The sequence below is a fragment of the Streptomyces sp. PCS3-D2 genome, assembly GCF_000612545.2.
Classification (GTDB): domain Bacteria; phylum Actinomycetota; class Actinomycetes; order Streptomycetales; family Streptomycetaceae; genus Streptomyces.
In genome coordinates this window covers 1819591-1832329 of sequence record NZ_CP097800.1, presented here as the reverse complement: position 1 = coordinate 1832329, position 12739 = coordinate 1819591, and the positions used below count along the sequence as shown (strand labels likewise).

Annotated in this window: 1 protein-coding gene (cut by a window edge); it reads left to right on the top strand. The window is 70.6% G+C overall.

From position 1 onward, the window contains the following. Nucleotides 1–12708, top strand: the 3' portion of a protein-coding gene (locus tag AW27_RS07460; RefSeq protein WP_304949844.1) for a non-ribosomal peptide synthetase. The gene continues 237 nt to the left of window position 1, outside the view; the window shows 12708 of its 12945 coding nt (coding positions 238–12945); its start codon lies beyond the left edge, outside the window; the stop codon is at nucleotides 12706–12708. The last annotated feature ends 31 nt before the right edge of the window (nucleotides 12709–12739 follow it).

Below are 12739 nucleotides of genomic sequence, written 5' to 3'. Positions count from 1 at the left end.
CTCGACGTCGTGGACCTGTCCACGACGCCGGGCGCGGTCAACGTGCACGCCGCGGTGGCCGAGACGGCGAGCCACGCCTTCGACCTGTCCTCCGAAGTACCCATCCGGGCCTGGCTGTTCACGGTGGCGCCCGACGCCCACGTGCTCCTCGTGGTGGTCCATCACATCGCCGCCGACGGCTGGTCGATGGGGCCGCTGGCCCGTGACGTCTCCGCCGCGTACGCCGCGCGCCAGGAGGGGCGGGCGCCCGAGTGGGAGCCGCTGCCGGTGCAGTACGCGGACTATGCGATGTGGCAGCGCGAACTGCTCGGCGACGACCAGGACCCGGACAGCGTCGTCTCCCAGCAGATGACCTACTGGCGCGAAGCGCTGGCCGGGATCCCCGAGGAACTGGCGCTGCCCTTCGACCACGCGCGCCCCACGGTCGCCAGCTATCAGGGCCACACCGTGTCGCTGAACATCCCGGCGGAGGTTCACGGCCGGCTCGCGGAGCTGGCCCGGGCCGAAGGCGCCACGACCTTCATGGTCCTCCAGGCCGCCCTGGCGGTGCTGCTGTCGCGGTTCGGTGCGGGGACGGACATCCCCATCGGTGCCGCGGTCGCGGGGCGCACCGACGAAGCCCTCGACGACATGGTGGGGCTGTTCGTCAACACCCTGGTCATGCGCACGGACCTGTCGGGGGACCCGACGTTCCGCGAACTGCTGTCCCGCGTAAGGAAGTCGGGCATCAGCGCGTTTGCGCACCAGGACGTGCCGTTCGAGCGGCTGGTCGAGGAACTCGCCCCGACGCGCTCCCTGGTCCGTCACCCGCTGTTCCAGGTGATGCTCACCCTCCAGAACAACGCGGAGGCGGCCCTGGACCTGTCGGGTGCTGAGCCGACGAGCAGGGTCTCGGCGGGTACGTCCGCCGCCAAGTTCGACCTCGAATTCAGTGTCGGGGAGTCCTTCGGGCCCGGCGGTGTGCCGGCGGGTCTGCGCGGCGCAGTGGTCGCGGCGGCGGACCTGTTCGACGTGGCGTCGGTGGAACGTCTGGTCGAGGGGCTGGTTCGGGTGCTGGGCGCGGTGGCCGCGGAGCCGGAACTCCGACTGGGTGCGGTGGACGTGCTCAGTGCTGCTGAGCGGTATGAGTTGGTGTCGGGGTGGAATGACACGGCGGTTGAGTTGCCGGTGGGGACGCTGGGTGGGTTGTTCGAGGCTCAGGTGGTGCGGTCTCCGGGTGCGGTTGCTGTGGTGTTCGAGGGTGTGGAGGTGTCGTATGCGGAGTTGGATGAGCGTGCGAACCGTCTGGCTCGGGTGCTGATCGGCCGTGGTGTGGGTGCGGAGTCCGTGGTCGGGGTGTGCCTCGAGCGCGGTGTCGACCTGGTGGTTTCGCTGTTGGCGGTGGTGAAGGCGGGTGGCGCGTATGTGCCGGTCGATCCTGATCTGCCGTCGGAGCGTGTGGGGTTCATGCTGGCGGGTTCGGGTGCGGCGTGTGTGGTGACCTCGGCCGAGCTGGCGGGCGTGCTGCCTGAGGGCACGGCTGTGGTGGTGCTCGATGACGAGGTGACGGTTGCGGAGCTGGCCGGTGTTTCTGGTGGTGTGTTCTCGGACGCGGAGCGGGATGAGGTGCTCCCGGGTCACCCGGCGTATGTGCTGTTCACGTCGGGTTCGACGGGGCGTCCGAAGGGTGTTGTGGTGTCCCATGCGGGCATCGTGAACCGGCTGGGGTGGATGCAGTCCCGGTATGGGCTGGTCTCTGGTGAGCGGGTGTTGCAGAAGACGCCGTTCGGGTTTGACGTGTCGGTGTGGGAGTTCTTCTGGCCGTTGCTGGAGGGTGCGTCGTTGGTTGTGGCGCGTCCTGGTGGTCATCGTGATCCGGGGTATGTGGCTTCGCTGGTGTGTGGGGAGGGTGTGTCGACGTTGCACTTCGTGCCGTCGATGCTGGAGGCGTTCCTGCGGGATCCGGCTGCGGCTGGGTGCACGGGTCTGCGGCGGGTGATCTGCTCGGGTGAGGCGCTTTCGCCGGTTGTGGTGGCTCGTTTCTTCGAGGTTTTCGGTTCGGGTGTGGAGCTGCACAACCTTTACGGGCCGACTGAGGCGTCTGTGGATGTCACGGCCTGGGAGTGCCCGTCTGGTGAGGACGTGGCGGTGGTTCCGATCGGTGCTCCGATCGCGAACACGCGGGTTTATGTCCTTGACGGTTGTCTTTCTCCGGTTCCGGTGGGTGTGGGTGGTGAGCTGTATCTCGCTGGTGTTCAGCTGGCGCGTGGTTATGCGGGTCGTGCTGGTCTGACGGCTGAGCGGTTTGTTGCGTCGCCGTTCGGTTCGGGTGAGCGTCTGTATCGCACGGGTGATCTTGCTCGTTGGGATGCGCAGGGTCGGGTTGAGTATCTGGGTCGTGCTGATGAGCAGGTGAAGATCCGTGGTTTCCGGATCGAGCCGGGTGAGGTCCAGGCTGTTGTGGTCGGGCATCCGCTGGTCGCGCAGGCTGCTGTGGTGGCGCGTGAGGACGTTTCGGGTGACAAGCGTCTGGTCGCCTACGTCGTCCCCACAAGCGACGTGGATGCCGATGAACTGACCGTTGGGCTTCGGGTGTTCCTGTCCGGCCGGCTGCCGGAGTTCATGGTTCCGTCGGCGATCGTGGTCCTGGAAGCGCTGCCGTTGTCGGTGAACGGCAAGCTGGACCGCAAGGCGCTGCCGGCTCCCGAGTACTCGACGGGTTCGGGCCGTGGCCCCTCCACGGTCCGTGAGGAGATCCTGTGCGCTGCCTTCGCTGAGGTCCTGGGCCTGGAGAGCGTGGGCGTCGACGACGACTTCTTCGCACTCGGCGGTCACTCGCTGCTGGCGATCCGCCTGGTCGAGATCCTGCGCGGCCACGGCGTGTCCGTGTCCGTGCGGGCGCTGTTCCAGACGCCGACCGTGGCGGGCCTGGCCGCGGTGACCGGAACCGGGGAGATGGTGGTCCCCGAGAACGCCATCCCGGCGGGTGCGCTGGAGATCACTCCGGAGATGCTGCCGCTGGTGGACCTGACCGCTGATGAGGTGGAGCGGATCGTCGCGACCGTCGACGGCGGCGCCGCGAACGTCGCGGACATCTACCCGCTGGCCCCGCTCCAGGAGGGTCTGCTCTTCCACCACCTCCTCGCCGACGGCGGCGAGGACGCCTACGTCATGCCGACGGTCATGGAGTTCGACTCCCGCGAGCGGCTGGACGCCTTCACCGATGCGCTCCAGCAGGTCGTGAACAGGCACGACATCCTGCGCACCGGCATCGTGTGGGAGGGCCTGCGCGAGCCCGTGCAGGTCGTGTGGCGACACGCCGTCCTGCCAGTCGAAGAAGTCCTGCTGGACCCGAACGGCGCCGACCCCATCGACCAGTTGCTGGCGGCCGGCGGCCTGTCCATGGACCTGGGCGCTGCGCCGCTGGTCGGACTGCACGTGGCGGGCATCGCCGACGGCCGCTGGCTGCTGCTGGTCCGCGTCCACCACATGGTGCAGGACCACACCGGTCTGGAGATGCTGCTCGGCGAGGTACGGGCGACGCTCGCCGGACGCGGCGCCGAGCTGTCCGAGCCGCTGCCGTTCCGCAACTTCGTGGCCCAGGCGCGTGCCGGGGTCGAACGGTCCGAGCACGAGCGGTTCTTCGCCGAGCTGCTGGGTGACGTCGACGAGCCCACCGCCCCGTACGGTGTGGTGGACGTGCGGGACGTCGGTGCCGAGGTGGCACGGGCGGGCTCCCGTTTCGACGACGAGCTGGCCGAACGGCTGCGCGCGGTCGCCCGGCGGCTCGGTGCCAGCCCGGCGACGGTGATGCACGTGGCGTGGGCGCGGGTGCTGTCCGCGGTCAGCGGCCGTGACGACGTGGTCTTCGGCACCGTCCTCTTCGGACGCATGAACGCCGGCCCCGGGGCGGACCGGGTGCCCGGCCCGTTCATCAACACGCTGCCCGTCCGGGTGCGCGTGGACGAGCTGGGCGCGCTGGCGGCGGTGTCGGCGATGCGCGGTCAGCTGGCCGGCCTGGTGGAGCACGAACACGCGCCGCTCGCGGTGGCGCAGCAGGCCAGCGGCGTCCCCGGTGACACCCCCCTGTTCACCTCGCTCTTCAACTACCGGCACAACACCGCCCCTTCAGCCGACCAGATCGCCCAGGCCGACGAGGACATGCAGGGCATCCAGACCCTGCTCCAGCGGGAGCGCACCAACTACCCGCTCTCGGTCGCGGTCAACGACGGCGGTAACGGGATGGGCCTGGCCATCGACGCGGTCGCCCCGATCGATCCTGAGGCGGTCGCCACGCTGATGACCGCCGCCACGCGGAACCTGGTGGCGGCGCTCGAACAGGCGCTGGACGGCGGCCCCGACCTGCCGCTGACCACGGTCACCGTGCTCGACGAGGCCGAGCGGCAGCGCGTGCTCACCGCATGGAACGACACCGCGGCCGAGGTGCCGCGGGCGTCCATCCCGCAGCTGTTCGAGACCTGGGCGGCGCGCACTCCGGACGCGGTCGCCGTCGTCTTCGAGGGCACCGAGCTCTCGTACGGAGATCTGAACGCGCGGGCCAACCGGCTGGCGCACCACCTCGTCGGCCGGGGCGTGGGTCCCGAGTCGGTGGTGGGCCTGTGCCTGCCGCGCGGCCTGGACATGGTCGTCGCGATCCTGGCCTCCTGGAAGGCCGGGGCCGCCTACGTCCCGCTGGACCCGGAGTACCCGGTCGAGCGCCTCGCGTTCATGCTCGCCGACAGCGGGGCCCGCGCGGTCGTCCTGCGCCAGGACGTCGCGGGCGACTTGGCCGACGGGCTCGACGCGGACCGGGTGGTCCGGCTCGACGACCCACGGGTGGCCGCCGAACTGGCGGCGCTGCCGGACACCGCGCCCGAAGCCACCGTGGCGGAGGCCGCTCTGGCCTACGTCATCTACACCTCGGGATCCACCGGCCGCCCGAAGGGCGTCGCGGCCACCCATGACGGGCTGGTGAACCTGGTGTCGGTGTTCGGTCCGCTGATGGAGGTCGGGCCGGGTGTCGGGGTGCTGCAGTTCGCCTCGTTCAGCTTCGACGCGTCGGTGCTGGACGTGGCGGTGACGCTGGGCAGTGGTGGTTCGCTGGTGGTGGCCGGTGCGGCTGAGCGGGCGGAGCCGAAGCTGCTGCGCGCGCTGGTCGAGTCGGCCGGTGTGCGGTCCGCGAGCGTGGTGCCGTCGCTGCTCGGTGTGCTGGAGCCCGGGGACCTGGCGGGCGTCGGCTCGCTGGTGGTCGGTGCCGAGGCGATCGAACCGGGCCTGGCGGCCGCGTGGGCGCGGGGCCGGAACCTGGTCAACACCTACGGACCCACCGAAGCCACCGTGATCGTGGCCACCGGATCGGTCGACCCCGGGCGCGAGGGGACGGTCCCCTTCGGTTCACCGACGGCCAACACCCGGCTGTACGTCCTCGACGGATCGCTCCAGCCGGTCGCGGCCGGTGTGGTGGGCGAGCTGTACGTGGCGGGCGCGCAGCTTACGCGCGGCTACCACGGCCGCCCCGAACTGACCGCCGAACGCTTCGTCGCCTGCCCCTTCGCCGGCGCCGGGGCGCGGATGTACCGGACCGGCGACCTCGCCCGCTGGGAGACCGACGGCCAGCTGACCTTTGCCGGGCGGGCCGACGAGCAGGTCAAGCTGCGCGGGTTCCGCATCGAACTGGGCGAGGTGCAGTCCGTGGCGGCCGGGCACCCGGAGGTGGCACAGGCCGCCGTCGTCGCCCGTGAGGACACGCCCGGCGACAAGCGACTCGTCGCCTACGTCGTGCCCGCGGCCGGCGCGGATGCCGGACTGCCGGCGTCGGTGCGCGCGCTCGTGGCAGAGCGTCTGCCGGAGTACATGGTCCCGGCCGCGGTCGTGGTGCTGGACGAGCTGCCCCTGACCGTGAACGGCAAGCTGGACCGCAAGGCCCTCCCCGCGCCCGACTACGGCGACGCGGTGAGCCCGGGCCGGGCCCCCTCCACCCTCCACGAGGAGATCCTCAGCGGCGTCTTCGCCCAGGTGCTGGGCGTGGACACCGTAGGCGTCGACGACGACTTCTTCACCCTCGGCGGCCACTCCCTCCTCGCCGTTCGCCTGGTCAGCCGCGTGCGGGCGGTGCTCGGCGTGGAAGTGCCGCTCCGTGCGTTGTTCGAGGCGCCGACGGTGGCCCGGCTCGCGGCCAGGATCGCCGGCGCCGACCGGGCGCGCCTCGCGCTGGCCGCCCGGGAACGCCCCGAGCGGGTGCCGCTGTCGTTCGCGCAGCGCCGCCTGTGGTTCATCGGCCAGCTGGAGGGGCCGAGCGCGACCTACAACATCCCGATGGTGCTCCGCCTGGCCGGCCAGGTCGACGCCGAGGCGCTCGGCGCCGCCCTGCGGGACGTCATCGGCCGCCACGAAGCGCTGCGCACGGTGTTCGCGGTCGCCGACGGCGAGCCGTACCAGCAGGTGCTGGACCTGGCGGACCTGCCGTGGAAGCTCGACGTCGTGGACCTCTCCACCACGGTGGCCGACGTGGACACCGCGGTGTCGGAGGCGGCGCGGTACGCCTTCGACCTCTCGGCTGAAGTGCCCATCCGAGCCTGGCTGTTCTCGGCCGACGCGGACGAGCACGTGCTCGTCGTGACCGTGCACCACATCGCCGGCGATGCCTGGTCGATGGGGCCGCTGGCCCGTGACGTCTCCGCCGCGTACGCCGCGCGCCAGGAGGGGCGGGCGCCCGAGTGGGAGCCGCTGCCGGTGCAGTACGCGGACTATGCGATGTGGCAGCGCGAACTGCTCGGCGACGACCAGGACCCGGACAGCGTCGTCTCCCAGCAGATGACCTACTGGCGCGAAGCGCTGGCCGGGATCCCCGAGGAACTGGCGCTGCCCTTCGACCACGCGCGCCCCGCGGTGGCCAGCCACCGCGGGCACGGAATCTCCCTGGAGATCCCGGCGGAGGTACACGCGCGGCTGGTGGAGCTGGCGCACGCCGAGGGCGTGACGGTCTTCATGGTGCTCCAGGCAGCGCTGGCGGTCACGCTGTCGCGGTTCGGCGCCGGAACGGACATCCCGATCGGGTCGGCGAACGCCGGACGTATGGACGAAGGACTGGACGACCTCGTCGGCTTCTTCATCAACACGCTGATGCTACGTGCGGACCTGTCGGGGGACCCGACGTTCCGCGAACTGCTGGCGCGGGTGCGGGAGGCCGGTCTGTCGGGCTTCGCGCACCAGGACGTGCCGTTCGAGCGGCTGGTCGAGGAACTCGCCCCGACACGCTCCCTGGCCCGGCACCCGCTGTTCCAGGTGATGCTCACCCTCCAGAACAACGCGGATGCGGCCCTGGACCTGCCCGGGGTCCAGGCGGGAGGGGCATCGGCCGGTGTGCCGGTGGCCAAGTTCGACCTCGAATTCAGTGTCGGGGAGTCCTTCGGGCCCGGCGGTGTGCCGGCGGGTCTGCGCGGCGCAGTGGTCGCGGCGGCGGACCTGTTCGACGTGGCGTCGGTGGAACGTCTGGTCGAGGGGCTGGTTCGGGTGCTGGGCGCGGTGGCCGCGGAGCCGGAACTCCGACTGGGTGCGGTGGACGTGCTCAGTGCTGCTGAGCGGTATGAGTTGGTGTCGGGGTGGAATGACACGGCGGTTGAGTTGCCGGTGGGGACGCTGGGTGGGTTGTTCGAGGCTCAGGTGGTGCGGTCTCCGGGTGCGGTTGCTGTGGTGTTCGAGGGTGTGGAGGTGTCGTATGCGGAGTTGGATGAGCGTGCGAACCGTCTGGCTCGGGTGCTGATCGGCCGTGGTGTGGGTGCGGAGTCCGTGGTCGGGGTGTGCCTCGAGCGCGGTGTCGACCTGGTGGTTTCGCTGTTGGCGGTGGTGAAGGCGGGTGGCGCGTATGTGCCGGTCGATCCTGATCTGCCGTCGGAGCGTGTGGGGTTCATGCTGGCGGATTCGGGTGCGGCGTGTGTGGTGACCTCGGCCGAGCTGGCGGGCGTGCTGCCTGAGGGCACGGCTGTGGTGGTGCTCGATGACGAGGTGACGGTTGCGGAGCTGGCCGGTGTTTCTGGTGGTGTGTTCTCGGACGCGGAGCGGGATGAGGTGCTCCCGGGTCACCCGGCGTATGTGCTGTTCACGTCGGGTTCGACGGGGCGTCCGAAGGGTGTTGTGGTGTCCCATGCGGGCATCGTGAACCGGCTGGGGTGGATGCAGTCCCGGTATGGGCTGGTCTCTGGTGAGCGGGTGTTGCAGAAGACGCCGTTCGGGTTTGACGTGTCGGTGTGGGAGTTCTTCTGGCCGTTGCTGGAGGGTGCGTCGTTGGTTGTGGCGCGTCCTGGTGGTCATCGTGATCCGGGGTATGTGGCTTCGCTGGTGTGTGGGGAGGGTGTGTCGACGTTGCACTTCGTGCCGTCGATGCTGGAGGCGTTCCTGCGGGATCCGGCTGCGGCTGGGTGCACGGGTCTGCGGCGGGTGATCTGCTCGGGTGAGGCGCTTTCGCCGGTTGTGGTGGCTCGTTTCTTCGAGGTTTTCGGTTCGGGTGTGGAGCTGCACAACCTTTACGGGCCGACTGAGGCGTCTGTGGATGTCACGGCCTGGGAGTGCCCGTCTGGTGAGGACGTGGCGGTGGTTCCGATCGGTGCTCCGATCGCGAACACGCGGGTTTATGTCCTTGACGGTTGTCTTTCTCCGGTTCCGGTGGGTGTGGGTGGTGAGCTGTATCTCGCTGGTGTTCAGCTGGCGCGTGGTTATGCGGGTCGTGCTGGTCTGACGGCTGAGCGGTTTGTTGCGTCGCCGTTCGGTTCGGGTGAGCGTCTGTATCGCACGGGTGATCTTGCTCGTTGGGATGCGCAGGGTCGGGTTGAGTATCTGGGTCGTGCTGATGAGCAGGTGAAGATCCGTGGTTTCCGGATCGAGCCGGGTGAGGTCCAGGCTGTTGTGGTCGGGCATCCGCTGGTCGCGCAGGCTGCTGTGGTGGCGCGTGAGGACGTTTCGGGTGACAAGCGTCTGGTCGCCTACGTCGTCCCCACAAGCGACGTGGATGCCGATGAACTGACCGTTGGGCTTCGGGTGTTCCTGTCCGGCCGGCTGCCGGAGTTCATGGTTCCGTCGGCGATCGTGGTCCTGGAAGCGCTGCCGTTGTCGGTGAACGGCAAGCTGGACCGCAAGGCGCTGCCGGCTCCCGAGTACTCGACGGGTTCGGGCCGTGGCCCCTCCACGGTCCGTGAGGAGATCCTGTGCGCTGCCTTCGCTGAGGTCCTGGGCCTGGAGAGCGTGGGCGTCGACGACGACTTCTTCGCACTCGGCGGTCACTCGCTGCTGGCGATCCGCCTGGTCGAGATCCTGCGCGGCCACGGCGTGTCCGTGTCCGTGCGGGCGCTGTTCCAGACGCCGACCGTGGCGGGCCTGGCCGCGGTGACCGGAACCGGGGAGATGGTGGTCCCCGAGAACGCCATCCCGGCGGGTGCGCTGGAGATCACTCCGGAGATGCTGCCGCTGGTGGACCTGACCGCTGATGAGGTGGAGCGGATCGTCGCGACCGTCGACGGCGGCGCCGCGAACGTCGCGGACATCTACCCGCTGGCCCCGCTCCAGGAGGGTCTGCTCTTCCACCACCTCCTCGCCGACGGCGGCGAGGACGCCTACGTCATGCCGACGGTCATGGAGTTCGACTCCCGCGAGCGGCTGGACGCCTTCACCGATGCGCTCCAGCAGGTCGTGAACAGGCACGACATCCTGCGCACCGGCATCGTGTGGGAGGGCCTGCGCGAGCCCGTGCAGGTCGTGTGGCGACACGCCGTCCTGCCAGTCGAAGAAGTCCTGCTGGACCCGAACGGCGCCGACCCGGTGGGCGAGTTGGTGGCCCTGGGCGGTTCGCACATGGACCTGGTCCGGGCACCGCTCATCGGCCTGCACGTGGCCGCGGAGCCGGGCACTGACAGGTGGCTGGTGCTGTTCCGGGCGCACCACATGGTGCAGGACCACACCGCCGTGGTGGTGCTGCTGGAGGAGGTCCAGGCGTTCCTCGCCGGACGCGGCGCCGAGCTGCCCGACCCGCTGCCGTTCCGCAACTTCGTGGCCCAGGCCCGTGCCGGGCTGGGCAGCGGGGAGCACGAGTCGTTCTTCGCCGAGCTGCTGGGCGATGTGGCGGAGCCGACCGCTCCGTTCGGGCTCGTGGACGCGCGGGGCGACGGCGCGGGCGTGGTACGGGCCGGGCTGGCGTTCCCGGACGAGCTGAACGACCGGCTGCGCGAGGTCGCCCGTCGCCTGGGTGTCAGTGCGGCGACGGTGATGCACGTGGCGTGGGCGCGGGTGCTGTCCGCGGTCAGCGGCCGTGACGACGTGGTCTTCGGCACCGTCCTCTTCGGACGCATGAACGCGGGCGCCGGATCCGACCGCGTGGCCGGCCCGTTCATGAACATGCTTCCGGTACGGGCCCGGCTCGACTCGACGGGCGCGCTGGCGGCGGTCACCGCGATGCGTGGTCAGCTCGCGGCGCTGCTGGAACACGAGCACGCACCCCTCGCGGTGGCCCAGCGGGCCAGCGGCGTCCCCGGTGACACCCCCCTGTTCACCTCGATGTTTAACTACCGGCACAACGGCGCCCAGGGTTCGGGCAGGGCCTCCGCCGGGGCTGTGGAGGAGGCCGGGGCGCGGAGCCTGGAGGGGATCAGGACGGTGAAGGTCGTCGACCGCACCAACTACCCCCTCTCGGTCGCCATCGACGACGACGGCAACCGGCTGGGACTGGCCGTCGACGCGGTCGCCCCGATCGACCCGCGGATGGTGGCCGGGCTCGTGCGCACGGTCACCGGGAACCTGGTGGACGCGCTGGAGCGGGCGCTCGACGGCGGCCCGGACCTGCCGCTGAGCGGCCTTCGGGTGCTCGGCGAGGCCGAGCGGCACCAGGTGCTCACCGAATGGAACGACACCGAGGCCGAGATGCCTGACGCCTCGGTTCCGGAACTGTTCGAGGCTCAGGTGGCCCGTACGCCCGACGCGGTCGCGGTGGTGTGCGACAGCGTCGAGGTGACGTACGCCGAACTGGACGCGCGTGCCAACCGGCTGGCCCACCACCTCGTCGGCCAGGGCGTGGGCCCGGAGTCCCTCGTGGCCCTGTGCATGCGGCGCGGCGTCGAGATGACCGTCGCGATCCTGGCCGTCTGGAAGGCGGGGGCTGGGTATCTGCCGATCGACCCGGAGTACCCGGCGGACCGCATCGCGTTCATGCTGTCGGACGGCGGCGTCGCGCTGCTGCTGAGCGAGGAGGAGGTGCTCGACGAGCTGCCCGTCGGCCGGGTGCGCGCCATGGCGCTGGACGAGCCGATGGTCGCAGCCATGGTCGGCGCCTGCCCGGACACCGAGCCCGGGGTCGGCGTGGCGCCGCAGGGCCTGGCCTACGTGATCTACACGTCGGGATCCACCGGCCGTCCGAAGGGCGTCGCGGTCACCCACGGCGGCCTGACGAACTACGTGGTCTGGGCGAGGGAGGCCTACGGCATGCAGGACGGGGGAGGGGCGCCCCTGCACTCGTCCCTCGCCTTCGATCTGACAGTGACCAGCGTGCTGGTGCCCCTGGTGTCCGGCTCGGCGGTCGTGGTGAGCCCCGAGGGCGGCGCCGAGGGACTGGCGGCGCTGGTCGCCGCGGGCGGCGGGTTCGGGCTGGCCAAGGTGGTCCCCGCCCACCTGCCGCTGCTCAGCGAGCTCTTGACGGTGGAGCAGGTGTCCACTACGGCGCGGAAGATGATCGTCGGTGGTGAGGCGCTGACCGGCGCCGTGGTCCGCTCGTGGCTGGAGCGGGCGCCGCGTTCGGTGGTGGTCAACGAGTACGGGCCGACCGAGACGGTCGTCGGATGCACCGTGTTCGAGGTCGCGGCGGGCCAGGAGATCGGCGAATCGGTGCCGATCGGCAAGCCGAACGCCAACACCCGGGTCTACGTCCTGGACGGGACGCTGCAGCCGGTGGTGCCCGGGGTCATCGGCGAGCTGTACATCGCCGGTGCCCAGCTCGCGCGGGGTTACGTCCGGCGGCCGGGGCTGACGGGCGAGCGCTTCGTGGCCTGCCCGTTCGAGCAGGGCGGCCGGATGTACCGGACCGGTGACCAGGTCCGGTGGACCGTTGACGGACAGCTTGAGTACCTGGGAAGGTCCGACGAGCAGGTGAAGGTCCGGGGCTTCCGGATCGAGCCGGGCGAGGTCCAGGCCGCCTTCACGGTCCACCCGTCGGTGGGTCAGGCCGCGGTCGTGGCCCGCGAGGACACGCCCGGTGACATCCGTCTCGTCGCGTACGTCGTCCCGGCTGAGGGCGACAGTCCGTCCGACCTCGAACTAGCGGGAATCCTGCGCAAGTTCGTCGCCCAGCGGCTGCCCGAGCACATGGTTCCCGCAGCGGTCGTCACGCTGGAGCGGCTGCCGCTGACGCAGAACGGCAAGCTGGACCGCAAGGCCCTGCCCGCTCCGGAGTACGCCGGGGCGACGGGTGCCGGACGGGCGCCGTCCACCCCGCAGGAAGAGACCCTCTGCGAGCTGTTCGCACAGGTGCTGGGAGTCGACGCCGCGGGCATGGACGACGACTTCTTCGAGCTGGGCGGCCACTCGCTGCTCGCGGTCCGGCTGGTCAGCCTGATCCGGGCGCGGCTCGGCGTGGAGGTCCCGCTGAAGGTCCTGCTGAACGCGCCGACGGTCGCCGGCCTCGCGGCGGAACTCGGAAAGCAGCAGGCGGCCCGGCCCGCGCTGCGCCCGATGCGTCCCCGCGAGGACTCCTGATGACGGAGGGGCGCTGGACCGCCCTGTAGTA